This is a genomic window from Pseudomonas sp. ADAK2, from assembly GCF_012935755.1.
In the GTDB taxonomy this organism is placed as follows: domain Bacteria; phylum Pseudomonadota; class Gammaproteobacteria; order Pseudomonadales; family Pseudomonadaceae; genus Aquipseudomonas.
This window is the reverse complement of sequence record NZ_CP052862.1, coordinates 230,794-256,504: the sequence shown is the minus strand read 5'-3', so window position 1 is coordinate 256,504 and position 25,711 is coordinate 230,794. Positions and strand designations below refer to the sequence as shown.

Below are 25,711 nucleotides of genomic sequence, written 5' to 3'. Positions count from 1 at the left end.
GGGTTAGCGAACGGGTGGCAGTGTGGTGGTGGTCACGTAGGCATCCGATTCCAGATACACCACGGCATCACGGCGACGACCGCCATAGGTAGCGGCAAGGCTGGCGAAGAACGCACCGGCCAGCAGCGCGATGAACATCCACAACGCGGTCCAGGCAGCGACTTTGGCGGCGGTGTCGGCCGCTTGTTGCGCGGCAAGCTTGGCGTCGGCAATGGCTTTCTGAGTGCGGGCGTAGACTTCATCGACACGACGCTCGGCATCAGCCTGGGTCAGGTTGGTGCGTTGGGCGACCATTTGCGCGAGGTAGGTCCGGTCTTCTGCAGACAGGCCGTTATTGCTCAGGCTGCGCGCAAAGATGCGGGTCACGGTGCCACGGGCGGCATCATCGCTGACGGCGGCGGGACGATCATCGCGGAACAGGCTGTCGACGAAGTAACCGTACTGGTCGCTGTTGGTGTTCGCGGCGGCCGTGCCGGCAGCTGCGGTCATGGCCGTTGCAGCGCCACCGGCGACACTCGCCCCGGCCTGCACACCACCGCTGACAATACTGCTGACCGAGCCGACCACCAGGGTCGCGGTCACCAGCGTCGCCACGCACCAGGCGAGAAAGCCATGGGCGGTGTCACGGAAATAGACTTCATCGCCGTGCATATTCGCCCACTTCACCCGCAGGCGACCGGCAATGTACCCGCCGAGCCCGGAGGCAACGATTTGTGTAACGGCCAGCCAAACAATGGTTGAAATGCCCAGGCCCTTGGCGCTGACGCCCTCGTTGGCCCACGGTGAGACTGCGGAAAAGCCCAGGCCGAAGCCGAGCAATACCAGAATCAGCGACAACGCCGCGGCGGCAGCAGCCCCGGCGAAGATCGCGCCCCAGGACACGCCCGAGAGCGTGCTCGATTCATCTGCGGCAGAATAATAACCCTCAGAAGATCTATTCATTATTGTTCAGCTCCAGGCATGAAAGATGGTGTTACAACTCGTCGAAAGAGGAATTGCAGACACCGTGCCAGTCGTCGACTTTTAATAAATCTTTATCTATCAATGAGTTGAAAATCTGCAAGCGCCTAGGAGCGTGCATTTTGCAATAACGGCTTAATATCAGCGGGTTTTATGCATTGGGCTTTGCGGTGCAAATCAATGCCGCGCGCCCGGTTCCCCACCCAACATGAAAGTTAATTTAATAACCCGCGCGTATTTCTTGGCAAAATGCCCTCATTCTGTAATGAACTGAATAGCAGGCCCGCCCTTATGACCCGCATCTTGACCATCGAAGACGACGCCGTGACCGCCCGGGAGATCGTGGCTGAACTGAGCAGCCACGGCCTGGACGTGGATTGGGTCGACAATGGCCGTGAAGGCCTGGCGCGGGCCGTCAGCGGTGACTACGACTTGATCACCCTCGACCGCATGTTGCCGGAGCTTGATGGCCTGGCGATCGTCACCACGCTGCGGACCATGGGCGTGGCCACGCCGATCCTGATGATCAGCGCCCTCTCCGACGTCGACGAACGGGTGCGGGGCTTGCGCGCCGGTGGCGACGATTACCTGACCAAACCCTTCGCCACCGATGAAATGGCGGCGCGGGTGGAAGTGTTGCTGCGTCGCCAGAGCACCGTCAGCACCCAGGCCACCACGCTGCGGGTAGCGGATCTGGAGCTGAACCTGATCAGCCACGAAGCCAGCCGCGACGGCGAATTGCTGACGCTGCTGCCCACTGAATACAAACTGCTGGAATTCCTGATGCGCAACACCGGGCAGATCCTGTCGCGCATGATGATTTTCGAAGAGGTCTGGGGTTATCACTTCGACCCCGGCACCAACCTGATCGATGTGCACATTGGCCGCTTGCGCAAGAAGATCGACCCGCCCGGCAACGTCCCGTTGATCCGGACTGTGCGAGGCTCGGGGTATGTCATTGCTGAACCCCTCTAAAGGCTGGCGCTCTTCCAGCAGCCGACTGCTGGCGCTCTACAGTTCCCTGTTCGTGGCCTGGAGCGGGATCCTCATGGGGGTCATGTATTACGAGGTCTCCGGCTACCTGGACAACCTGGCCAAACACTCGCTGATGCAGCGCCAGCACCTGTTTTCGCGCTTCCAGGGCGAACAACTGGTGGACGCCCTCGCCGCCAGCATGACGTTCGACATCCGCGGCATCGATGCCTACGGCCTGTTCGACGCCCAGCATCGCTACCTCAGCGGCGCCCTGCGCGATATCCCGGCGAACCTGCCGCTGGACGGCCGCATCCACATGCTCGACAACTGCGCCGAGTCCGACGACCCGACCCTGCCCGCCGACAGCTGCGACGCCGTGGCCACCCCGACCCTCGACGGTCGCTGGCTGGTGCTGGTGCGCGACAACGGTTCGCTGTTCGCCGTGACCCAGATCATCCTCCACGCATTGTTCTGGGGTGTGTCACTGACCATCCTCCCCGGCATCGCCGGTTGGCATCTGTTGCGCCGCCGCCCGCTGCGGCGCATCCGCGCGATCCAGGCCAGCGCCGAAGCCATCGTCGCCGGCGACCTGACCCACCGCCTGCCGCTGTCCAACCGCCGCGACGAACTGGACATGCTCGCCGCCATCGTCAACGCCATGCTCGAACGCATCGAGCGCTTGATGAACGAAGTCAAAGGCGTGTGCGACAACATCGCCCACGACCTGCGTACCCCGCTGACCCGCCTGCGCGCGCAGCTATACCGGATTCAGCAACAGGCCGGCGACGGTTCGCCGCTGGCGGTGCAACTGGATTCGGTGCTGGCTGAGGCGGACACCTTGATGGCGCGGTTTCGTGGGTTATTGCGGATTTCCGAGCTGGAAGATCGGCAGCGCCGTTCAGGGTTTGTGCAGTTAGATCCGATGCCGTTGCTGCGCGAACTGCATGACTTTTATCTGCCCTTGGCGGAAGAAGGCGAACTGGTGTTTCACCTGCAACTGCCAGAGTCGTTACCTTCATTGAATGGCGACCGGGCGTTGTTGTTCGAGGCCATTGCGAACTTGCTGAGCAACTCGATCAAATTCACCCCGCCCGGTGGCGAAGTGATTTTGCGCGGGATCAATCAGGGCGGGCATACGCGGATCGAAGTGCTCGACTCTGGCCCCGGCATCCCGCCGTCGGAACGGGAAGCGGTGTTCCAGCGGTTTTATCGGGCCGAGGGTGGTAATCAGCAGAGTGGGTTTGGTTTGGGATTGTCGATCGTGGCGGCGATTGTCAGCCTGCACGGCTTCACCCTCGACGTTGGTACCAGCGACAGCGGTGGTGCGCGGCTGGCGCTGGATTGTCGGCAGAGCCTGATTCCGCAGACCTGACACACCCGACCTGATCGTTCCCACGCGACCCGTGGGAATGCAGCCCGGGACGCTCCGCGTCCCTTTCCAGCGCTGGAACGCGGAGCGTCCCTTGAGGCATTCCCACGCAGAGCGTGGGAACGATCATGTAGCTGCGGCTTAGGCCGGGTAGTTGGCCCGCAGGGCTTCGAGGCCGCCCTGGTAGATGCCGTTGAACAGCGCTTCGACTTCTTCGTCGGTCACGCCTTTGGCAGTAAACCGACCCGACCAGGTCACCCGAGCGCCCTGCCCTTGTGCTTCTACGCGCAGCGTCGCCAGGTAATCAGTCGCCGGGAACGGTGCCTGTTCAATCGAGTAACTGTAGGTTTTGCCGGCGTTGTCGAACGCTTGCAGACGCTCGATCACCACCGCGCCATCCGCGGTTTGCAGGCTGCGCACGCGCCCGCCTTCACTCAGTTCGCTTTTCACAATGAACGGTAGCCAGTCCGGCAGCGAGTCAAAACCGCCAATCAATTGCCAAACCACATCGGCCGAAGCCGGGATGTCGATAGATGCTGATGCTGTTGCCATAAATAAACGTCTCTCTTAATGAATTCAGGTTCAGATGGCCATGCTGTCGACGACGCCGCCGTCAACCCGCAACGCCGCGCCGGTGGTGGCCGAGGACAGTGGCGAGGCGATGTAGGCCACCAGGTTGGCGACTTCGGCCACGTCGGCCACGCGCTGGATGATCGAGCTTGGGCGAGCCTTGCGCACGAAGGCGTCGGCTTCTTCCCGGGCGCTGCGGCCGGACTCGGCCGTGGCGTCCTTGAGCATCTGCTCCAGGCCGTCGGTGAAGGTCGGGCCGGGCAGGATCGCATTGACGGTGACGCCGGTGCCAGCCAGACGTTTGGCCAGGCCGTGGGACACCGCCAGGTTGGCGCTTTTGGTCACGCCATAGTTGATCATGTCGGCCGGAATCGCCACCCCGGATTCCGAGGACAGGAAGATCACCCGGCCCCAGCCGTTCTTGACCATTTCTGGCGTGTAGTGCCGGGCCAGGCGCACACCGGAGATCACGTTGACTTCATAGAAGCGCGTCCACTCGCTGTCCGGCGCGTCGAAGAAATCCACTTCATTAAAGATGCCGAGGTTGTTCACCAGGATGTCCGCCCGAGGTTCGGCGGCGAACAGTTGTTCAGCGCCTTCAGCGGTACCGAGGTCGGCGGTCAGGCCACGCACTTGCGCGCTTGGCACGCTTTGACGAATGTCCGCCAATGCTTGCTCGAGCTTGGCCGAGTCGCGGCCGATCACCACCACCGTGGCGCCGGATTCGGCCAGTGCCTTGCTGATGCCCAGGCCAATGCCGGCGGTGCTGCCGCTGACGATGGCGAGTTTTCCAGTCAGATCGATTTTCATGCCACACCTCCTGGCAATGGAGCCCGTTCGGAAATCAGTTTTGCGCCGCGCAGCGCCTGCCAGAAAGCCGCAGGAATCACCTCATTCAACGCCGCCACATCTTCAGCAATCCGATCAGGACGGCTGGAACCCGGAATCACCGCCGCCACCGCCGGATTCGCCAACGAGAACTGCAACGCCGCCGCTTTGATGCTGACGCCATGGGCCGCCGCAACCTTCTTGATCTGCTCGACCTTGCTGATGATCGCCGGGCTCGCCTTCTGGTATTCGAAGTGTGTACCGCCGGCCAGAATGCCCGAGCTGTAAGGGCCACCGACGACGATTTCTACGTTCTGCGCCAGCGCCGAATCCATCAGGCGTTGCAACGCACGGTCATGGTCCAGCAGCGTGTAGCGACCGGCCAACAGGAAGCCGTCCGGCTGGGCTTCGGTCAGATCCAGGGTCAATTCGCACGGCTCGACCTTGTTCACGCCCAGGCCCCAGCCCTTGATCACGCCTTCTTCACGCAAACGGGTCAACACTTTGAACGCACCAGTGCGGGCCTGATTGAAGTATTCCAGCCATTGATCGCCGTAAAAGTCCTGAGCGATGTCGTGGACCCAGACGATGTCCAGCCGATCGGTTTGCAGGCGCTTGAGGCTGTCTTCGATCGAACGCATCGTGGCGTCGGCGCTGTAGTCGTTGACGATTTTGTTCGGGCGACCGTGTTCGAACACGCCGGCCTTCTCGCCGAGATCACGGGCGGCGGTGTCTTCGACTTCGTCGAGAATCACCCGGCCGACCTTGCTGCTGAGCACGTAGTCGTCGCGCTTGTACTGGGCCAACGCGGCGCCCAAACGAATTTCCGACAGGCCCGAACCGTAAAACGGTGCGGTGTCGAAGTAACGCACGCCGGCATCCCAGGCAGCGTGCACGGTGGCCATCGCCTCTTCTTCCGGGATGGCGCGGAACATGTTGCCCAACGGGGCGGTGCCGAAACCCAGCGTGCCGGGCAGTTTGTCTTTCAAGCTCATGGGTAATTCCTCTTGAGTGTCAGTGATCAGCTCATGGGTGACCGTTGAGCAGATCGTAGATTGTCAGGATCGGACCGTCCAAGACATAATGCGCAGCACTTGAGTCCCTATAGGTCTGACATGATCGACATCCGCCAATTGCGCTACTTCGTCGCCGTCGCCGAGGAAGAACACGTCGGTCGCGCCGCCGAACGCCTGCACATTTCCCAGTCGCCCCTGAGCCGGCAGATCGCCCAGCTCGAAGAACGCCTGGGCCTGACCCTGTTCGAACGCAGCCAGCAACGCATTCGCCTGACCCGCGATGGCCAGACCTTTCTCGCGGAGACCCGCGCCTTGCTGACCCACGCCAATCGCCTGGAATCCCTCGGCAAACGCCTCGGTCGTGGTGAAGAAGGCGGGTTGTGCATCGGCTACATCGAGAACGCCATGCACGCTGGCGTGTTGCCGAACGCCTTGCGCGTGTTGCGCGTGGAGCGGCCGAATGTGCATGTGGCGCTGTACAACCTGAGCTCTGCCGAACAATTGGAAGGCCTTCGCCAGCGTAGTCTGGATATCGCCCTGGTCAGTGAACCACCCGTCGCCGACGACCCGGATTTGCAGGGTTTCCAGGTGCTGGACGACCCGATGCTGCTGGCCTTGCCTGATGATCATCCGCTGGCGCAGCAGGCGGTATTGACGCCCGAAGACCTCGCCAATCAAGAATGGATCGGCGTGCAACAGCACCATAATCTCGCCAGCCGCGAAAACTTCGTCAGCGCCTGCATACGCGCCGGCTTCACCCCGGACATCCGCATGGAGGCCACCGGCCCCTTCACCGCATTGGCCCTGGTGGCTTCGGGACTGGGCATCGCCATGATTCAGAAAGGCCTGAGCCGCAACGCACCACCCGGCGTCGTCCTGCGGGAAGTGCCGTGGATTTGCTTCACCCGGCCGCTGTGGGCGGCGTGGCACCGGATCAATTTGCGGCCGTTGGTGGAGACGTTCAGGAAAGTGCTGACCGAACCGTAATGATCGTTCCTGATCGTTCCCACGCTCTGCGTGGGAATGCAGCCCGGGACGCTCCGCGTCCCTTCCCGGAGCTGGAACGCGGAGCGTCCCTTGAGGCATTACCACGCGGAGCATGGGAACGATCAGTCCAGTATCCGGCTCACTATTCGGTCAGCCAACGCCAGGCAACTGGTCAACCCCGGTGATTCAATACCAAACAAATTCACCAACCCCGGCACACCATGTTCCGCCGGACCACTGATGACGAAGTCAGCAGCCGATTCCGTCGGGCCAGTGATTTTCGGTCGTATACCACTGTAGGCCGGTTGCAGGCTGTCATCCGGCAACCCCGGCCAGTAGCGGCGGATGGCTTGATAAAACCCGTCAGCCCGATGCGGATCGACGCGGTAGTCGATTTGATCAACCCATTCCACGTCCGGCCCGAAACGCGCTTGGCCACCCAAATCGAGCGTCATGTGCACACCCAGCCCGGCACTTTCCGGCGCGGGATAGACCAAGTGCCGAAACGGCGCCCGACCGCTGAAACTGAAATAGCTGCCTTTGCACAATCGCGCGGTGGGAACGTGCTGCGCTTCTAAACCAACAATCCGGCTCGCCACCTCAGGCGCCGACAACCCCGCGCAATTAATCAACTCCCGACAGCTCAACTGCATCGGTTGCGCGCCACCCATTTGCAGTTCAAAACCCTGCTCAATGCAACGCGCCGCCAGCAGCGGCGTATGAAACGCAATCGACGCGCCCGAAGCCTCCGCGTCCCCTTGCAGCGCCAGCATCAACCCATGGGAATCGACAATGCCGGTGGACGGCGACCAGAGTGCGGCGACGCAGGACAGTTCAGGCTCTAACGACAATGCCTGCCCGGCATCGAGCCATTGCAAGTCATCAACGCCATTGCGCAAACCCTGTTCCAGCAACCGTTGCAGCGCTGTTCGCTGATCGTCATCGGTGGCCACAATCAACTTGCCCAACCGCCGATAATCCACCCCGCGCTCATCGCAAAAGGCATACAAGCGCTGCTTGCCCTCGACACACAGCTGCGCCTTGAGGCTGCCGCTCGGGTAATAAATCCCGGCGTGGATCACCTCGGAGTTGCGCGAGCTGATGCCCACGCCAATCCCCTCGCCCGCCTCGACCACGATCACCTCGCGCCCGCTCAAGGCCAGGGCCCTGGCCACCGCCAGCCCGACCACCCCGGCCCCGACCACCACACAATCAATATCGACGCTCACCTGCCCTCCGCTCATTCAAGCCAGACCCCGTTCCCGATAATCGATCAGGCTGGAGAAAATCGCCAGCAGCGCGGCCATGACCACGAAGAAGATCAGCACCAGGAAGTACGAGCCGGTGAACTGCACGATCAAGCCGATCAGGATCGGCACGATCACCCCGGCCATGTTCCCGCAGAAATTCATGGTGCCGGCCAGCACGCCGGTTTTCGAGGTGCCGCCGAGGATCGACGGAATGCACCAGTACATGCCGCACCAGCGAATGAAAAACATCGCCACGCACAGCAGGCCAATCGCCTTGCTCGCCTCAGTCGTATAGGCCACCGCCAACATGCACAGCGCCGCCACCAGTGCCGAACCGCTGAACATGCTGCGCATCACCAGGTTGGGCGAGGCGCCGCTGGACTTCCATTTATCGCCCAGATAACCGCCCACCAGTTCGCCGACGAAACCGCACATGAAGATCAGGAACGTCGCGCCGCCCATGCTGGAAATGTTCAAACCGTGAGTCTGGTGCAAGTAGCTCGGCATCCAGGTCAGCAAGCCGTAGAACACGCTGAGGATGCAGCAGTAACCGGCGAACATCGCCAACACCGAGCGGTCCTTGAGCAGTTCTTTGAGGGCAATGCTGGTCACCGCGCCGGGTTGGCTGGTCTTGCGATTGCCTTCGGTGATGTGCGCCAGTTCCGCAGCGTTGACGCCAGGGTGTTCGCTGGGGTGGTTGCGGATGTATTTCCAGGCCAGCACACCGGCGAGCATGGTGCCGATGCCGGCGATCACAAACGCAATGCGCCACGAGTCAAACCAGCCGATCAGCCCGGCAATGATGATCGCGCCAAACGCGCTGCCCAACGGCGCGCCGCCGTCCACCAGCACCGCGCCGCGTCCACGTTCGTTGGGGGTCAGCCAGGCGCCGTTGAGCTTGGCGCCGGCGGGCATGATCGGCGATTCGGCGATGCCCAGGCCCATGCGCGTGATCAGCAGAATGATCCAGTTGTGCGCGCCAGCGGCCAAAGCCTGGAATGCGCCCCAGGCGACGGTTGCAATGACGATCACGCGGCGGGTCTGGAAGCGATCCAGCAGCATACCGCCGGGAATCTGCATCAACGCGTAAGACCAGAAAAACGCGCTGAGCATCAAGCCTTCCAGCGCCGGCGGGATCTGGAATTCGCTGGAAATCAGCGGCAACGCCACCGACAGAGAGGCGCGGTCGATGTAGTTGATTGCGGTCAGCAGCAACATGATCAGGAAGATGCGCCAGCGTACGCTGGTGGGACGTTCGGTGGCGGCGAGGGAAAGTGTTTCGGCACTCGGATTGTTCATGAGGGGCGCTCTTTATTGTTGTGGATGCAAGCGACCCGATGCCCGTCAACCAACACGCAGGTTTGCGTATGACGGGCATCAGGTAGCAGCCCCACTCTAATGACGCGCCCGACGAGTGAATAATGAGGGGATCTGATTGGGGGATCACCGAACGTCATCCCCCAGATGATCAGAACGTGCCGGGGTAGCTGCCGCCATCCAGCAACAGGTTTTGCCCGGTGAGGAACCCGCCCTGAGCGCTGCAAATGAACGCGCAATAGGCGCCGAATTCATCGGGCTGGCCGAAGCGCTGGGCCGGTACGTGTTTGCGCCGTTGCTCGCTGACGGCTTCAACACTGGTGCCGTTGGCGTCGGCGGCGGCGCTCAGGGTTTTGTGCAAACGCTCGGTTTCGAATGGGCCGGGCAGCAAGTTATTGATGGTCACGTTGTTCCCCGCCAACCGCGACTGCCGCGCGAGCCCGGCGATAAAACCGGTGAGGCCGCTGCGAGCGCCGTTGGACAAACCCAGCACATCAATCGGCGCCTTCACCGCGCCGGAGGTGATGTTGACAATGCGCCCGAAGCCGCGCGCGGCCATGCCATCGACGCAGGCCTTGATCAGTTCGATCGGCGTGAGCATGTTGGCGTCCAGCGCCTTCAACCAATCTTCGCGCTGCCAGTCGCGGAAATCACCCGGTGGCGGGCCGCCGGCGTTGTTGACCAGGATGTCCACCTGCGGACAGGCCGCCAGAACCTGTTCGCGCACCGAGGGTTCGCTGATGTCGCCGATCACGGTGCGCACTTCGACACCGAGGCCACGCAGTTCAGTGGCGGCAACTTGCAAGGCGTCTTCCCCACGAGCGTTGATCACCAGGTTCACGCCCTCCTTCGCCAAGGCCCGCGCACAGGCCAGCCCCAGCCCTTTGCTGGCGGCGCAGACGATGGCCCAACGGCCTGATATTCCTAAATCCATGACGATGCTCCTGACAGTTGGAAAACCCCACGTTACCACCGCCACCTGACGCTTCGGGGGATGACAAACAGTGATCCCCGGATCAGACCTTTTCATTATCAGCCGCCCGCCCCGCTTATTACTGTCTCCCGACCAATAAGAAACCGGAGACACCCATGAACCCGTTCCAGTTTTATTTCCCCACGACCTTGAAGAGCGGTAACGGCCTGGTGCGTCAGGCCGGTGCATTGCTCAAGCCTCACGTTCGAAAAAAACTGCTGGTGGTCACCGATGAAGGGTTGATGGCGTCGGGCGTGATGGAAGGCTTTTTCGCTTCGCTGACTGAAAGCGAGATCAGTTACGAAGTGTTTTCCGGCGTTGAGCCCAACCCTACAACTGACGTGCTGGAGCGCGCCGTCGCGTTCCTGAAAAACCACGACTGCGATTCGGTGATCGGCGTCGGTGGCGGTAGCAGCATCGACACTGCCAAGGGGGTCGCAGCCATGGCCACCAACCCCGGCAACATCCTTGACTACGAAGGCTACGACAAACTGCTGCACCCGCCGCTGCCGGTGTTCGCCATCCCCACCACCTCCGGCACCGGCAGCGAATGCACCGCCTCTACCGTATTCACCAACACCAAAACCCTGTTCAAAACCGTGATCATCAGCCCGGCGCTGTTTCCGAAGCTGGCGATTCTCGACGCTGAACTGACCCTCAAATTACCGCCGTCGATCACCGCCGCTACCGGCATGGACGCCTTGACCCACGCCATCGAATCCTACGTATCGAAGCAGGCCAATCCGGTCAGCCAGGCCCTGGCGCTGCAAGCAATCAAGATGATTTGCACGCACCTGCCCAAGGCGTTTTTCGCCGGCTCGGACTTGCATGCCCGGGAACAGATGCTGCTCGGTTCGTTCCTCGCCGGCGTCGCGTTCGCCCAGTCAAAACTCGGCAACGTACACGCGATCTCCCACACCTTCGGCGGCGTGTTCAACATCCCCCACGGCATCGCCAACGCGACGCTGCTGCCCTATGTCATCGAATACAACCTGGCGGCCTGCCCGGAACTGTTTCGCGAGATCGCCATCGCCATGGGCGAAGACGTCGACGGCCTGAGTCCCGCCCGCGCCGGGTACAAGGTGGTGGAGCACGTGATGGCGCTGAATAAAGCCATCGGCATCCCCGCCAACATCAAGGACCTGGGCGTGGACCTCGACTACATGCCGCAGATGGTCAGCGACTCGATGCGCAGCGGCAACGTGCTGGTCAACCCACGCCTGACCACCGCCGCCGACATCGAACGGATCATCACCCACGCCTTCCACGGCACTCATTCCTGAGAGACGAACCCATGTTTTACGAAATGCGTACCTACACGATCCAGATCGGAAAAATGCAGACCTACCTCAAGCACTTCGAAGCGAACGGCCTGCCGGTGATCTCCCGCTACGCCACGCTGGTGGGCTGGTGGTACACGGAAATCGGCGAGCTGAACCAGGTGATCCATATCTGGGCCTACCCGAGCCTTGATGAGCGGATCACCAAGCGCGCGGCGCTGTATCAGGACCCGGACTGGCTCGAAGGCTTTGTGCCAGTCGCGTTCCCGATGCTGGAAAAAATGGAATCGAAACTGCTGATCGCCGCCGATTTCTCGCCGATCAAATAACCGCCAGACGCCACCGTTCCCCTGTAGGAGTGAGGCTTGCCCGCGAAAGCAGTGTGTCAGGCGACGATGATGCTGACTGACATGACGCCTTCGCGGGCAAGCCTCGCTCCTACAAGAGCCGGTATCGCCTTAAATCCCAGGACAACCCTCATGTGCGACCACAACACCAATAACACCGCCGCCGACCGTTCTCCCGACGCTAAAAAACTCCTCGAAGGCCTGCCCACCAACTGGGGCAAATGGGGGCCGGACGATGAAGTCGGCGCCCTGAATTACCTGCAAAGCGCCGAGGTTCTGCGCGGCATTGCGTCGGTGCGCCAGGGCAAGACCTTCACCCTGCAAGTACAAATCGGCCATCCCAAGGGCGAACCGCTGTGGCCCGGCCGCCGCCCGTCGATGCGGGTCAACGTGCTGGACAAGGGCCATTTCCTGGCCGGTAAAACCCACTTCGACGGCCATGTGGAGTACGCCGACGACGTGATCTTCATGCACCTGCAAGGCTCGACCCAGTACGACGCCTTGGGTCACGTGTGGCACGACAACAAACTGTGGAATGGCTACGACGCCATGAGCACCATCGGCAGCATGGACAAGGCCAGCATCCTGCCGATTGCCGAGCGCGGAATTGTCGGGCGCGCGGTGTTGATCGACATGGCCCGCCATCGCGGCAAAACGGTACTGGACAAGGGCGAAACCTTCACCCACCTGGACTTGCTGGCGGCAGCGAAAGCCCAGGGCATCGAGATCGAGAAGCGCGACATCCTGATCATCCGCACCGGTTGGATCGGCTCGTTCTACGAGCGCGAACCGGACGAGTTCTACAAGGATTTCGCCGAGCCGGGCCTGACCTTCAGCCGTGAGTTGGTGGAGTGGTTTCACCAGATGGAAATCCCCAACCTGGTCACCGACACCATGGCCAACGAAGTGGCAGTCGACCCGGCCTCCGGGGTGATGATCCCGCTGCATAATGCGTTGATGCGCAACCTCGGCGTGACCTTCACCGAAGTGGCGCTGCTCGATGAACTGGCCAGCGACTGTGCCGCCGACGGCCAGTGGAAATTCCTCTACACCGCCGCACCGCTGAAGATCGTCGGTGGCACTGGCGCCCCGGTGAATCCAATCGTGATCAAGTAATCAGGTCCTGTTGCAGTTCGTTGATCAGCAGGGTCGCCGCCGGAGACAGATCGGCGCCGGCCCGGCTGATCACGCCATAGGGCTCGATCAACGCGCGCAACGACACCGGCAGTTTCACCAGCAAATCGTATTGCTCGCAGAACTCGGCGACTTCCACCGGGATCACCGCCAACAGCGTCGGGTCTTGCTGCACCAGGAGAATGGTGGCGAAGGTCGACGAGGTTTCCAGCGGATAACGCGGGATCTCAAGCCCCGCTTCGTTGAGCTCGCGCTCCAGGGCCTGACGCATCGGCATGTCTTTGGGGTAGACGACCCAGCGGTAATCACTCAATTGCGACAGCTGCAACGATTCGGAACGGGCCAGCGGATGATCCTTGCTCGCGACCACCGCCAAGGGTTCTTCACTCAGCTCGATACAGTCATAAGCGTCCGAGCGTTGGCCGACGCTGGTGCGACAAATCGCCAGATCCAGCCGTCCTTGATCCAGCAGCCCCAACAACGTGGCGCTGGTGTTTTCCACCAGTTCCACCGACAACTCCGGCTGCTTGAGGCGTAACGCGCTCAAGGCCCGGGTCAGCAACGGCACCGCGCCCATGATCACTCCCACCGACAACCGCCCGCCCTGGCCTTGCATGATGCTGAGCATTTCCTCGCGCAGGTGCTCGACATCGCTGTAGATCAGCCGCGCATAACGAATCATGCATCGCCCCATTTCATTGGCCACCAGGCCTTTGGGCTGGCGTTCGAACAGCGGCATGCCAAGCAACGACTCGACTTCATGCAAGGCTTTGGTGGCGCCGGACTGGGAGATCGAAATCTGCTCGGCCGCCTTGTGCAGCGAGCCGCGATCATCGAGGGCAATCAGCAAGCGCAACTGTTTGAGGCGCAAGCGTGAAGCAATGCTGGCGAGGGAAGGAACCATGTCGGTGGGTGCTCGATTCAAGGGACGAATCCGTCTAGGCCCACGCCGGCACGTACCGGCGCGGGGTACGTGGTCAGCTCAGGGGCGCCTTGCTCCACTGGCCGTTGACCAGTCGATTGAGGCCCAGTGGATTAGCGTTTTGCAGCGCCTCGGGCAGGTACTCATCAGGATAGTTCTGATAGCAGACCGGGCGCAGGAAGCGATCGATGGCCAGGCTGCCGACCGACGTGCCACGGGCATCCGAGGTTGCCGGGTATGGGCCGCCATGCACGATGGCATCGCTGACTTCCACCCCCGTCGGATAGCCGTTGAGCAGCAGGCGCCCGACCTTGTCTTCGAGCAGCGGCAGCAGGTCGGCGAAGCGATCCAGGTCTACTGGTTCGGCGATCAGCGTGGCGGTGAGTTGGCCGTGCAGGCTGTCGAGTACGGCGCGCAGTTGTTGCGGGTCGGCGACTTCGACCACGACCGTGGTCGGGCCGAAGATTTCTTCCTGCAACAACGGATCGCCATCGAGTAACAACTGCGCGTCTGCTTTGAACACCTGCGGTTGCGCCTGGGACTCGCCCTGCGGTTGACCGGCCAAATGCTCGACGCCATCGTTATTGGCGATGTGTTGAAGACCGGCGCGATAGCTTTTCAGGGCGCCGGCATTGAGCATGGTCTGCGGCGGTTGCTGGCCCATGCTTTGGGCAAACACCTCGAGGAACTCGCTGAACTGTGGCGAGCGCAGGCCGATGATCAGACCGGGGCTGGTGCAGAACTGGCCGCAACCGAGGTTGATCGAGGCAGTCAGTTCTTCGGCGATTTTGCCGCCCCGGACGCTGAGTGCTTCGGGCAGCAGGATCACCGGGTTGATGCTCGACATCTCGGCAAATACCGGGATCGGTTGCGGGCGTGCGGCGGCCAGATCGGACAAGGCGCGGCCGCCCTTCAGCGAACCGGTGAACCCGACAGCCTTGATGCCGTCAGCCTTGACCAATGCCTGGCCGACACCCGCGCCGTAGATCATGTTAAATACGCCGGTCGGCATGCCCGTGCGTTGCGCGGCACGAACGATGGCGCTGGCCACGTGATCGGCGGTCGCCATATGCCCGCTGTGGGCCTTGAACACCACCGGGCAACCGGCGGCAAGCGCCGAAGCGGTGTCGCCGCCGGCCGTGGAAAACGCCAAGGGGAAATTGCTCGCGCCGAACACGGCGACCGGACCGACGCCGATGCGGTACTGGCGAATATCCAGGCGCGGCAGCGGTGTGCGTTCGGGTAAGGCCTGATCGATGCGCGCACCGAGAAAATCGCCGCGACGCAACACGTCGGCAAACAAGCGCAATTGGCCGGTGGTGCGACCGCGTTCACCGCGAATCCGTCCCTCGGGCAGCGCGGTTTCCCGGCAGACCAGCGCAATGAAATCTCCGCCCAGCCCATCGATTTCCTCGGCAATCGCCTCAAGAAATTCGGCGCGCCGCTGTGGCGATAACTGACGAAACGGCGCAAAGGCCCGCGTGGCTGCAGCGACCGCCAGCGTCACTTCCTGCTCATCAGCCTGATGAAAAACATAGGGCAGCGCCTGCCCGGTGCTGGCGTCGAGGCTGCGTAACGTCTCGCGGCCCAGGGCGCTGCGCTGCCCATCGATAAACTGCTGACCCAAAATAGCGGACATCAAAAACTCCCGCGCCCGCGCTTGGCGGGCGATCACTCGAATTGAAGGGTTACGCCTGTGGCGCACGCTTCACTCTAGGGGTTGGGGTCATGGGCAAACAAAGGACAACAACGGGCCAGGGGATGAGCGTTGGTCATCCCCTGGCCAGCGGTCCGTCAGTGAATGGCGACCGGGTTGATGTTGACCTGGGTCGAGCCCTTGTACAGCGGCTGGCCGAGGACAAACATGAACTCCCAGGCCTTGTCTTTCACCAGCGCGCGGCTGTCGATCAGCTCCAGGTTGTAGATACCGTTCTTGGCCAGCATGTACTGGTTGACCGGGAACTCCTGGCCGTCTTTAGCCGGGTAGATTTCAGAGGCCCAGGTGTCACCGCCGAACGCAACGATCTGCTTGTCCACCAGCCATTTCGCTGCCGACATGCCGATGCCCGGCTCCACCGCGAGGAATTTTTTGTTGTCCTTGCCCAGCAGTTCCAGCCAACCGGTGTTGAACAGCACCACGTCGCCTTTCTGGATGGTGATGCCTTGCAGGTCGAGGGCTTTCTGGATGTCGGCGACAGTGAATTCGGTTTTCTCCGGCACGATCGGCGTGCCGTACACGGCGGTCATGTCCAGCACCACGCCACGGGTGACGATCGGCGGGACCTTCTCGATGCCGAGTTTTTTCACGCCTTCGACGGTGACGAAATCGGCGGCGCGGTTGCCGTTGTAATAGACGTAATCGATGCCGATATGGCCGATGCCGTTAAGCTGGGTGCCGACGCCGGTCCAGCCCACCACCAGTTCATCGTTGAAGGTGAATTTGTTCGGGCCCATGGTGGTGCCACCCGCCTCGCCCGGCTGGACGTTGGTCAGGTTGAAGCTGCGATGACGGAAGGCCGGGAGGGTCTTGTCGATGGGCACGGCCAGCGGGTAGGTCTTGCCGGTCTTGATCAGTTTGGCGGCGTTGAGCACCGAGTCGGCGTTCAACAGATTCAGCGCGCCGATTTCATCATTGGCACCGTATTTCGACGGATACCATTTTTCGGCATCCGCGGCCTGGGCAGCGCTGACGGTGAAGAGCAAGGCGAAAGGCAGTATCAAACGATTGAGCATGGGGGCGTCCTTATGGGGTTGCAGTGCACCCAAGGTACGCAGCCCGTCTGTGGGGAAACAGACAGGTGTGGGCAATACATTAGTTCTGGATTGTCACGAATTGTAGGAGCGAGGCTTGCCCGCGAAAGCGGCGTATCTATAACAATGATGTCGACTGACACTCCGCCTTCGCGGGCAAGCCTCGCTCCTACAGGGATCATCATTAACTGTCATTTACCTGAACAACTTCCAACTTCAACAACCGGGTCCGCAGTTTCTCCATTCAATTGCACTTTAATCCGATATTGAAGGTTGACTTGATCCACCTGCCTGAGTAAATTGCGCGGGCCGGTTTCACAGGCCTTTTTTCAACTCACAAAAGAATCCAATGGACACAGTATCTAGTCGCTGTCGGGTAACTGCGAATTCGCAGGACCTGGCACATAACCCAGAACATGACGGGACTCGACTTTGCGGTCGGGTGAGCTGCGCTAGAGCTTGATGCTCCACCGTAACTTGCCTCGCCGGCGTCAGTCCGGTCCAGAGGTATGTTATGAACTTCAAATTCACTGTAATGCCCGGCGTACGCGCCTTTGCTTCGACCATGCGGGTCCGGCCCTGCCGTGAACGCCCGCTGGAAAAACGGGTTATCGCCCCGTTTTCCAGCCCTTCTTCCCCTGCCACAGCCCATCTGCGGGCCAACTGGCGCGTCTGCCCGATGACCGGCCAGCTTCAGCAACGCTGGAGCCTCGACGACAGCCAGGAACCACCGAGTCGGCGCATCGCGCGCCTGTTCCAGCAGGCGAGCGTGATGCTCGGCCTGCTACTCGGGACGCGCACTTTCAACTGATCTGAAGGCACTTTCATAGTCCTTCCCTTAACGTTTTCCTTAGTTGGAATTCGGCAACTTCTTATTGCCTGTAAAATAGTGGAGTTAGTTATGGACGAAGCCAGTAGACGGTTCGCTGCCCGTTATTATTCAAACAACGGCCAGCGAACATTAAACCCCGAAAACACAACTATCAGAATCGATCGCCTATTGGCGGCTCGACATACGTGCGCTCGTCTTTAATTAGCTGAGGTGCCTGTGTGTCGTGCCGCGAGCCGGCGGCAGGAGCACAGCAATGACCCTTGTAAAAAACGCAAAGAAAGCCACTCAAGGCGCCAGCAGCGACAACGCCAAACTGTCGATGCGCGCCGCCCGGGAAGCGCAGAACGGCCTGGCCGTGACGCTGACCAACCTCAACGCCAGCACCGATGGCCTGACCGAACTCGAAGCCCAGGGCCGCCTCGCCCGCAACGGTCACAACGAAGTGGCCCACGACAAGCCGCCTCACGCCCTGATCCAACTGCTCAAAGCCCTGAACAATCCCTTCATCTATGTGTTGCTGACCCTGGCCGCCATCAGTTTTTTCACTGACTACTGGCTGCCGATCAGCAACGGTGAAGCGGATGACGCCGACCTGACCAAAGTCATCATTATCATGACCATGGTCAGCCTCAGCAGCCTGCTACGGTTCTGGCAGGAATACCGCTCGGCCAAGTCCGCCGAAGCCCTGAAAGCCATGGTCCGCACCACCGCCACCGTGCTGCGCCGCGAGCACAAGGACGGCAAGCCGCTGCTGCGCGAAGTGCCGATGCGTGATCTGGTGGCCGGCGATATCGTGCAGCTCAGCGCCGGTGACATGATCCCGGCCGACATCCGCCTGATCGAATCCCGCGACTTGTTTATCAGCCAGGCGGTGCTGACCGGCGAAGCGTTGCCGGTCGAGAAGTACGACACCCTGGGCAACGTGGCGCAGAAGTCGGCCACCGGAAGCGCGACCGACCAGTCGAACCTGCTGGACCTGCCGAACATCTGCTTCATGGGCACCAACGTGGTCAGCGGCACCGCCAAAGCGGTGGTGGTCGCCACCGGGGCGCGGACCTATTTCGGTTCCCTGGCCAAAGCCATCGTCGGCTCCCGGGTGCAAACCGCGTTCGACCGCGGGGTGAACAGCGTCAGCTGGTTGCTGATCCGCTTCATGCTGGTGATGGTGCCGATTGTGTTCCTGCTCAACGGCTTCTCCAAGGGTGATTGGGGCGATGCGTTCCTGTTTGCCTTGGCCGTGGCGGTCGGCCTGACCCCGGAAATGCTGCCGATGATCGTCAGCGCCAACCTGGCCAAAGGTGCGATGGCCATGGCCAAGCGCAAAGTGGTGGTCAAGCGCCTCAACGCGATCCAGAACTTCGGCTCGATGGACGTGCTGTGCACCGACAAGACCGGCACCCTGACCCAGGACAAGATCATTCTCGAACACCACGTCGACAGCCATGGCCGGCGTGATGATTCGATACTGGAACTGGCGTGGCTCAACAGCCATCACCAGAGCGGTTTGAAAAACCTGATGGACCAGGCGGTGGTGCAATTTGCCAACGCGAACCCGGCATTCCGCGTGCCGTTTGCCTACAGTAAAGTCGACGAATTGCCGTTCGACTTCGTCCGCCGGCGCCTGTCGATCATCGTCAAGGACAGCCGCGACGATCACCTGATGGTGTGCAAGGGCGCGGTCGAGGAAATGCTCTCCATCGCCAGCCACATCAATGAAAGCGGCCAAGTCATCGCGTTGGATGCACAACGGCGCAAAGACCTGCTGGCCTTGGCCAACGAGTACAACGAGGACGGCTTCCGTGTACTGCTGGTCGCCACCCGCGAGATTCCAAAAGCCCAGAGCAAGAACCAGTACAACACCGGCGATGAGCGCGATCTGGTGATTCGCGGCTTCCTGACCTTTCTCGATCCGCCAAAGGAAACCGCCGGCCCGGCCATCGCGGCGCTGCGGGACATGGGCGTGGCGGTCAAGGTGCTGACCGGTGACAACGCCGTGGTCACTTGCAAGATCTGCCGCGAAGTCGGTCTCGACCCGGGCACGCCGCTGCTCGGCCAGGACATCGAGCACATGGACGACACCACCCTCAAGCTGCGCGTCGAAGAACGCACGGTGTTCGCCAAACTGACGCCGCTGCAAAAATCCCGGGTGCTCAAGGCTCTGCAAGGCAACGGTCATACCGTGGGTTTCCTCGGCGACGGCATCAACGACGCCCCGGCGCTGCGCGATGCCGACGTCGGGATTTCGGTGGACAGCGGCACCGACATCGCCAAGGAATCGGCGGACATCATCCTCCTGGAAAAGAGCCTGATGGTGCTTGAGGAAGGCGTGCTCAAGGGCCGCGAAACCTTCGGCAATATCATGAAGTACCTGAACATGACCGCCAGTTCCAACTTCGGCAACGTGTTCTCGGTGCTGGTGGCCAGTGCGTTCATTCCATTCCTGCCGATGCTGTCGATCCACCTGCTGCTGCAGAACCTCATGTACGACATCTCTCAGCTGGCGTTGCCGTGGGACAAGATGGACAAGGAGTTCCTGCGCAAACCACGCAAGTGGGACGCGAAGAACATCGGCCGTTTCATGCTGTGGATCGGCCCGACCTCGTCGATCTTCGACATCACCACCTTCGCCCTGATGTGGTACGTGTTCGCCGCCAACAGCGTGGAAATGCAGAGCCTGTTCCAGTCCGGCTGGTTCATCGAAGGGCTGCTGTCGCAGACGCTGGTGGTGCACATGCTGCGCACCCAGAAGATCCCGTTCTTCCAGAGCACGGCGGCGTTGCCGGTGATTCTGGCGACCGGGGTGGTGATCTGCCTGGGTATCTACATTCCGTTCTCGCCGCTGGGCACGTTGGTCGGGTTGGTGCCGTTGCCGTGGGAATACTTCCCTTGGCTGGTGGGCACGCTGCTCAGCTACTGCGTGGTGGCGCAGACCATGAAGGTGATCTACATCCGCCGGTTCAAGCAGTGGTTCTGATCGCCTGAACACCCCACCCTCTGTAGGAGCGAGGCTTGCCCGCGAAGGCGGCCTCACATTCAACATTGTTGTCGACTGACACACCGCCTTCGCGGGCAAGCCTCGCTCCTACAGGGTGAAGTCACGATCCGGCCTTCGGGTCTTCGATAAATGCAACACGATATAAAGGAGAGTTCTCATGTCGGGAACGACTCTACTGCTCAACCTCGCGGGCGCCATTGCACTGTTGCTGTGGGGCACGCACATGATTTCTTCGGTGCTGTTGCGCGGCTTCGGCACGCCACTGCGCCACTGGATGGGCCGCCACCTGAATAACCGCTGGCTGGCCCTGCTCGCCGGCATCGGCGTCACCGGCGTCTTGCAAAGCAGCACCGCCGTCAGCCTGATGGCCACCTCGTTCACCGCCGCTGGCACATTAGGTCTGGCGCCAGCGCTGGCGGTGATGCTCGGCGCCAATATTGGTTCGACGTTGGTGGTGCAACTGCTCAGCGCTGATATTTCGATGCTGACGCCGATGGTTTTACTGACCGGTCTGATCGTCTTCCGGCTGCGCGATGACTCGCGTTTCGAGAGCATCGGCTGTGCGCTGATCGGCCTGGGATTGATGCTGACCGCCCTGCACATGCTCGGTTCGACCCTGGCCGAAGTCGAGGGCGCACCGGTGTTCCAACTGATCATGCAAAGCCTCGACGGCGATCTGTTGATCGCGTTGCTGGTGGCGCTGATCCTCACCTGGCTCTGCCATTCCAGCGTGGCCGTGGTGCTGCTGATCGTCTCCCTCGCGGCGACAGGCATGCTCTCGGCCACCACCCTCGTCGCGTTGGTGCTCGGGGTGAACATCGGCGGTGCATTGCCGTCAGTGATCAATGCCGGATCGAACGTCGGCCGGCGCCTGCCCCTGGGTAATCTGCTGGTGCGGGCGTTGGGTGCTGCGGTGGTGTTGCCGCTGGCCGGGTGGCTGTCGACCCTGAGCCTCGATCCTTCAGCACTGGTGATTTACCTGCACACCGGCTTCAACCTGCTGCTGGCGCTGGTGTTCATCGGTTTCACCGCCCCCATGGCCAACCTGTTGACTCGGCTGCTGCCGGAACCGGCGCGGGATATCGATCCGGGCATGCCGCGTTACCTCGACGAAGCGGGCCTGGAGATGGCCAGCATCGGCCTGTCCAACGCCGCCCGGGAAGCCCTGCGCATCGCCGACATGCTCTCGGCGATGCTGGCGCGCACGCTGCAACTGTTCCACACCTCGGCGCCAACATGTGCCGATGAAGTACGGCGCATCGATCAATCCACCGATCTGCTCAGCGCGGCGATTCGCGCCTATCTGGCAGACATTGGCCAGGAAGGCATCAGCGACAGCGACGCCGATCGCGCCCAGGAAATCCTCACCTTCGTGATCAACCTCGAACACGCGGCGGACATTCTTTCCAGCAGCCTCACGCAATTGGCCATGCGCCGTTTGCGTCGCGGTGAGCACTTCTCGGTGTTCGAACTGCGTAACATCGCGCCGCTGCACGAAGCACTGCTGGAAAGCCTGAACCTGGCGATCACCGTGTTCCTGCGCGAGGACGTTGCCACTGCGCACCAACTGGTCCAGCGCAAGGAAACGGTGAGGAGACTGGAAGCCGAAGCCAGCCGCGAGCACTTCCGCAAATTGCAGGAGGACAAAAACACCTGGGCGGAATCCGGCGATATTTTCCAGCGAGTCCTGCGCGATTACCGCCGGGTACACCACCACATCGCCGCCCTCGCCTATCCGCTACTGGAACGGGCCGATGAAGATTCGGAAACGGAAAAGGCGGCGTACCCAGTGGGTTAAAAAGCAGAACAAACGAACTCAGCGATACCGCGCGGCCGCCGTGGAGTGGCCGAACGAGCCGCTGAGCACCTGGCGCTGGGCCTCGTAGGCGTCCCATTTCTCGCCTTCATGCAACCCCGGAATCGTCACCACTTCACCGTTGGCCAACCCGGCCAGCGCGGCATCGACCATGTCCTGGGCCGACATCACGATTTCCTGCGGCAGATTCTCCACCGGGTTGCCGGCCTCGCTCCAGAAATCGGTGGCGGTGGCGCCGGGCAGTACAGCCTGGATGCGAACGCCTTTGTCGGCCAGTTCGTGGTGCATGGATTGGCTCAGACCGAGCACGAAGGCCTTGGTCCCGCCGTACACGCCGTTGAGGATTTCCGGGGCGATGGCGACGATCGAGGAAATGTTGATCACGGTTCCCGCACCACGGGCCACGAAGGCCGGCACTGCTGCATACGCCAGGCGCATCAGGGCGGTGACGTTGAGGGTGATCATGTCTTCCATGTCGTCCACCGGGCTGCCAAGCAGCGGCATCACCCCGCCGACTCCCGCGTTGTTCACCAGCAAGGTGATGCTGGCGTCGGTGCGCAGTATGGTTTCGACGCGCAGCAGATCAGCCTTGTCTTTCAGGTCAGCGGCGACCACTTCCACGGCGCGCCCGGTTTCATTGCTCAAATGGTTGGCCAGGGTGTTCAATTTACTTTGGCTGCGGGCCACTAGAATCAAGTCATAGCCTTGCCGCGCAAGACGGTCGGCGTAGACCGCGCCGATGCCAGAAGAAGCGCCCGTGATCAGCGCCGTACCTTTGGATGAAAGTGCCATTTTCAGTTTCCTTCACAGTGAGGCGATCAGTTCGCCGGGTGTGAACCGTTATAAATGGGCTGACGTCTGTCTCAAATGACGTTTAAAGTACGTTTTCAGGACATGACCTTTTTGAGGACACAGCAATGACTTCCGTGGCGTTTGTGGTGTTCGAGGGTTTCCAGTCCATGGCGCTGGCGGCGATGCCGGTGTTTGAGTACGCCAACTTCAGTGCCGGCGAAACCCTGTATGAAGTCAGCGTGTTGTCGGAGGATGGCCGCACGTTGCGTGCCTCCGGCGGCTTGAGCGTGGGTACTGAGGCGTTCGATGAGCGGCTGTTCGACACGGTGATTGTGGTCGGTGGCGACTCCATCCTGCAGCAGGCGCCCACGGCGGTGCTGAGCTACGTGCGCGACAGCGTGAAAACCGCACGGCGCACAGCATCGATCTGTTCCGGGGCCTTTGTGCTGGCCCAGGCCGGTTTGCTGGAAGGACGCCGCGCCACGACGCATTGGGCGTACGCCCGTGAACTGCAAGCTCGGTTTCCGGCGATCAAGGTCGAGGAGGACCGGATCTTTGTGATCGATGGCTCGATATGGACCTCGGCCGGCATGACCGCCGGCATCGACTTGGCGCTGGCCATGGTCGAGAAGGACCACGGCGCCGAACTGGCCCGGGCGGTGGCGCAGAAACTGGTGATGTACCACCGCCGCGCGGGCGGTCAGTCACAGCATTCGGCGCTGCTGGAACTGGAGCCGAAATCCGACCGTATCCAGACTGTGCTCGGCTACGCTCGGGAACACCTGACGTCGGCGCTATCGGTGGAGCAATTGGCGGACGTGGCGCGGCTCAGTCCGCGGCAATTCAGCCGGGCGTTTCGTGCTGAAACCGGGCAATCGCCGGCCAAGGCGATTGAGAATCTGCGCCTGGAAGCCGCGCGGCAGATGCTCGAACGGGGGCGATTGACGCTGGATCAGATTGCCGAGGAGTCAGGTTTCAGTGATCGGCGGCGGATGCGCGAAGCGTTTTTGCGGGCGTTCGGCCAGCCACCGCAAGTCATTCGGCGTAATGCCCGCTCGGCGTGACGATACTTTTAAGCCCCCTCGCCACAGATTTACCGATTGGCTCAAGATTCTCTTAAGTGAACAACTCCTACACTGGTTGTATGCCATGTGTGGAGCTAACCATGAAAATCTCAGCCAAACTGGCGTTCTTCGCCGTCGTTTCCACCCTCGCCTACCTCGGCCTCGCCGTGTGGGGGCTCGGTGGGTTCGCGGCGTTCTTTTCCCATGGCTCGCTGGTGGTGGTGGCGCTGGCCACTGTGGTGATGGCGCTCGCCTCGCTGTTCACCGAGGTCAACCTGAGTTCCGGCGAGCGGGAAGACCGGGTCAATCGCTGGGTGCTGCCGGTGTTCGGCATCATCGGATTGCTCAGCGGTTTTCTGCCGGCCTACACCGACCGCATCGACTTCCTGACCTTTGGTGGCGAAGGCGTGCGTTGGCTCGGTGCATTGCTGTTCATCCTCGGCGGCGCGCTGCGGTTGTGGCCGGTGTTTGTGCTGGGCAAGCGTTTCAGCGGGTTGGTGGCGATCCAGCCGGGGCACACGCTGGTGACGGACGGAATCTATAGAACGCTGCGCAACCCCAGTTACCTGGGGATGATGGTCATTGGCATCGGCTGGGCGTTGGCGTTTCGCTCGGTGGTGGGGCTAGTGTTGGCGGGGTTGACGTTGATTCCGCTGATCGCGCGGATTCACTCGGAAGAGGCGCTGCTGCGGGCGCAGTTTGGCAGTGAATATGAGGCGTATTGCGGCAAGACCTGGCGGCTCATCCCCGGCATTTACTGACCCACCCCCGTCCCCTGTAGGAGCGAAGCTTGCTCGCTCCTACAGAGGGAGGGTTCGTCAGATAGAACTCAGGCGAATCCGGCCATCGGCATCGACGCGAACTTCGACGGTATCGTAATCAGCCATCGTGTCGTGCGGCGTCTGAATCGGATGATCATGAGTCGATGTGATCACCAGCAAATCGGCCTCCGCCGCTTCTGCCGCTTGAATCCCCACGGTAGCGTCTTCGAAAATCAGGCATTCCTTCACTTCAACACCTAACCGCCGAGCCGCCAGTCGATAGCCGGCGGGGTCAGGTTTGCCCGCCTTCACATCTTCCGCCGTGACCATCACCGCAGGTTCCGGAATCCCCGCCGCCGCCATCCGGCGCAAGGCCAACGCCCTCGGTGCCGAGGTGACAATGGCCCACTGATCGGCAGGCAGCGACTTCAGAAAAACCGCCGCATTGGCCACCTCGACAATTCCTTCCACGTCCTCGATTTCCGCCTCGGTGATAAACGCCGCTTCAGCTTCAGCATCCAGCCCCGGCAAGCCCTGGCGGTTGATGGTGTCGATGGCGCGAGCGCCGTGGATGGTCGGCAGGAAGGTGGCGACATCGATTCCATGGCGCACGGCCCAGGCCGTCCAGATCCGCTCGGCGGCGGCGATGGAGTTGAGGACAGTGCCGTCCATGTCGAACAGAAAGGCGCGGTATGGCGTGTTGAAAACGGATTGTTGAGCAGGCAAAAGACAGCTTCCTATCGCAAGGTGTCAGGCAATGTATCACCGCCGG

At 61.4% G+C, this 25,711-nt stretch carries 23 protein-coding genes; 11 read left to right on the top strand and 12 right to left on the bottom strand.

Annotated elements, in window-relative coordinates; all coding sequences use genetic code 11:
- Positions 1-3: 3 nt before the first annotated feature.
- Entirely contained in the window at positions 4-942 is a 939-nt protein-coding gene (locus tag HKK52_RS01300) for a hypothetical protein (protein WP_169368959.1), read from the bottom strand.
- Between the two features lie 309 nt (positions 943-1,251).
- Here HKK52_RS01300 and HKK52_RS01295 point away from each other — a divergent pair, with 309 nt between their 5' ends.
- Positions 1,252-1,935: a response regulator transcription factor gene (locus tag HKK52_RS01295; protein WP_149661347.1), complete on the top strand. Its 684-nt coding sequence runs from the start codon at positions 1,252-1,254 to the stop codon at positions 1,933-1,935.
- Positions 1,913-3,307 (top strand): sensor histidine kinase, encoded by a 1,395-nt coding sequence (locus HKK52_RS01290; RefSeq protein ID WP_169368958.1) that lies wholly within the window; start codon positions 1,913-1,915, stop codon positions 3,305-3,307. The genes HKK52_RS01295 and HKK52_RS01290 overlap by 23 nt, the downstream gene beginning before the upstream one ends.
- A 138-nt stretch (positions 3,308-3,445) precedes the next feature.
- Here HKK52_RS01290 and HKK52_RS01285 read toward each other — a convergent pair whose 3' ends face one another.
- Genes HKK52_RS01285 through HKK52_RS01275 form a run of 3 tightly spaced genes read right to left on the bottom strand, consistent with a single transcriptional unit; the run spans position 3,446 to position 5,697 of the window.
- The gene (locus tag HKK52_RS01285; protein ID WP_169368957.1) at positions 3,446-3,856 is read right to left on the bottom strand and encodes an SRPBCC family protein; all 411 of its coding nucleotides are present in this window, start codon (positions 3,854-3,856) and stop codon (positions 3,446-3,448) included.
- A 30-nt stretch (positions 3,857-3,886) separates the two neighbouring features.
- Positions 3,887-4,684 (bottom strand): SDR family NAD(P)-dependent oxidoreductase, encoded by a 798-nt coding sequence (locus HKK52_RS01280; RefSeq protein ID WP_169368956.1) that lies wholly within the window; start codon positions 4,682-4,684, stop codon positions 3,887-3,889.
- Positions 4,681-5,697, bottom strand: a complete 1,017-nt coding sequence (locus tag HKK52_RS01275) for an aldo/keto reductase (RefSeq protein WP_169368955.1) — start codon at positions 5,695-5,697, stop codon at positions 4,681-4,683. The genes HKK52_RS01280 and HKK52_RS01275 overlap by 4 nt, the downstream gene beginning before the upstream one ends.
- Positions 5,698-5,817: 120 nt before the next feature.
- On the opposite strand from HKK52_RS01275, the gene HKK52_RS01270 reads away from it, so the two are divergent.
- Positions 5,818-6,705, top strand: coding sequence for a LysR substrate-binding domain-containing protein (locus HKK52_RS01270; protein WP_169368954.1), 888 nt, complete (start codon positions 5,818-5,820; stop codon positions 6,703-6,705).
- Between the two features lie 122 nt (positions 6,706-6,827).
- On the opposite strand, the gene HKK52_RS01265 is transcribed toward HKK52_RS01270, so the two are convergent.
- From HKK52_RS01265 to HKK52_RS01255, 3 genes are all read right to left on the bottom strand, one after another.
- The gene (locus tag HKK52_RS01265) at positions 6,828-7,934 is read right to left on the bottom strand and encodes an NAD(P)/FAD-dependent oxidoreductase (protein ID WP_169368953.1); all 1,107 of its coding nucleotides are present in this window, start codon (positions 7,932-7,934) and stop codon (positions 6,828-6,830) included.
- A 15-nt stretch (positions 7,935-7,949) separates the two neighbouring features.
- Positions 7,950-9,254 (bottom strand): MFS transporter, encoded by a 1,305-nt coding sequence (locus tag HKK52_RS01260; RefSeq protein ID WP_169368952.1) that lies wholly within the window; start codon positions 9,252-9,254, stop codon positions 7,950-7,952.
- A 169-nt stretch (positions 9,255-9,423) separates the two neighbouring features.
- Entirely contained in the window at positions 9,424-10,206 is a 783-nt protein-coding gene (locus HKK52_RS01255) for an SDR family oxidoreductase (RefSeq protein WP_169368951.1), read from the bottom strand.
- Positions 10,207-10,361: 155 nt separating this feature from the next.
- On the opposite strand from HKK52_RS01255, the gene HKK52_RS01250 reads away from it, so the two are divergent.
- The 3 genes from HKK52_RS01250 (at position 10,362) to HKK52_RS01240 (ending at position 12,988) form a co-directional block, all read left to right on the top strand.
- A complete protein-coding gene (locus tag HKK52_RS01250; RefSeq protein WP_169368950.1) occupies positions 10,362-11,528 on the top strand; it encodes an iron-containing alcohol dehydrogenase in 1,167 nt (388 codons plus the stop codon).
- 11 nt (positions 11,529-11,539) lie between these two features.
- Positions 11,540-11,854 (top strand): NIPSNAP family protein, encoded by a 315-nt coding sequence (locus HKK52_RS01245; RefSeq protein ID WP_169368949.1) that lies wholly within the window; start codon positions 11,540-11,542, stop codon positions 11,852-11,854.
- Between the two features lie 150 nt (positions 11,855-12,004).
- Entirely contained in the window at positions 12,005-12,988 is a 984-nt protein-coding gene (locus tag HKK52_RS01240; RefSeq protein ID WP_169368948.1) for a cyclase family protein, read from the top strand.
- Here HKK52_RS01240 and HKK52_RS01235 read toward each other — a convergent pair.
- The 3 genes from HKK52_RS01235 to HKK52_RS01225 form a co-directional block, all read right to left on the bottom strand.
- Entirely contained in the window at positions 12,981-13,910 is a 930-nt protein-coding gene (locus HKK52_RS01235) for a LysR family transcriptional regulator (protein ID WP_169374153.1), read from the bottom strand. The genes HKK52_RS01240 and HKK52_RS01235 overlap by 8 nt on opposite strands.
- A 73-nt stretch (positions 13,911-13,983) precedes the next feature.
- Entirely contained in the window at positions 13,984-15,567 is a 1,584-nt protein-coding gene (locus tag HKK52_RS01230) for an aldehyde dehydrogenase (NADP(+)) (protein WP_169368947.1), read from the bottom strand.
- Between the two features lie 155 nt (positions 15,568-15,722).
- Positions 15,723-16,661, bottom strand: coding sequence for a cyclase family protein (locus HKK52_RS01225; RefSeq protein WP_169368946.1), 939 nt, complete (start codon positions 16,659-16,661; stop codon positions 15,723-15,725).
- 532 nt (positions 16,662-17,193) lie between these two features.
- Here HKK52_RS01225 and HKK52_RS01220 point away from each other — a divergent pair.
- From HKK52_RS01220 to HKK52_RS01210, 3 genes are all read left to right on the top strand, one after another.
- A complete protein-coding gene (locus HKK52_RS01220; RefSeq protein ID WP_169368945.1) occupies positions 17,194-17,490 on the top strand; it encodes a hypothetical protein in 297 nt (98 codons plus the stop codon).
- 274 nt (positions 17,491-17,764) lie between these two features.
- A complete protein-coding gene (mgtA, locus tag HKK52_RS01215) occupies positions 17,765-20,485 on the top strand; it encodes a magnesium-translocating P-type ATPase (RefSeq protein WP_169368944.1) in 2,721 nt (906 codons plus the stop codon).
- A 178-nt stretch (positions 20,486-20,663) separates the two neighbouring features.
- Positions 20,664-22,304, top strand: coding sequence for a Na/Pi cotransporter family protein (locus HKK52_RS01210; RefSeq protein WP_169368943.1), 1,641 nt, complete (start codon positions 20,664-20,666; stop codon positions 22,302-22,304).
- An 18-nt stretch (positions 22,305-22,322) separates the two neighbouring features.
- Here HKK52_RS01210 and HKK52_RS01205 read toward each other — a convergent pair whose 3' ends face one another.
- Positions 22,323-23,114, bottom strand: coding sequence for an SDR family NAD(P)-dependent oxidoreductase (locus tag HKK52_RS01205; protein ID WP_169368942.1), 792 nt, complete (start codon positions 23,112-23,114; stop codon positions 22,323-22,325).
- A 125-nt stretch (positions 23,115-23,239) separates the two neighbouring features.
- Between HKK52_RS01205 and HKK52_RS01200 the strand changes: the two genes are divergently transcribed.
- Positions 23,240-24,178 carry a GlxA family transcriptional regulator gene (locus tag HKK52_RS01200; protein WP_169368941.1) on the top strand — a complete coding sequence of 313 codons (939 nt, stop codon included), beginning with the start codon at positions 23,240-23,242 and terminating at the stop codon, positions 24,176-24,178.
- 101 nt (positions 24,179-24,279) lie between these two features.
- Positions 24,280-24,939: a methyltransferase family protein gene (locus tag HKK52_RS01195; RefSeq protein ID WP_169368940.1), complete on the top strand. Its 660-nt coding sequence runs from the start codon at positions 24,280-24,282 to the stop codon at positions 24,937-24,939.
- A 57-nt stretch (positions 24,940-24,996) separates the two neighbouring features.
- On the opposite strand, the gene HKK52_RS01190 is transcribed toward HKK52_RS01195, so the two are convergent.
- Entirely contained in the window at positions 24,997-25,665 is a 669-nt protein-coding gene (locus HKK52_RS01190; protein WP_169368939.1) for an HAD-IA family hydrolase, read from the bottom strand.
- Positions 25,666-25,711: the final 46 nt, after the last annotated feature.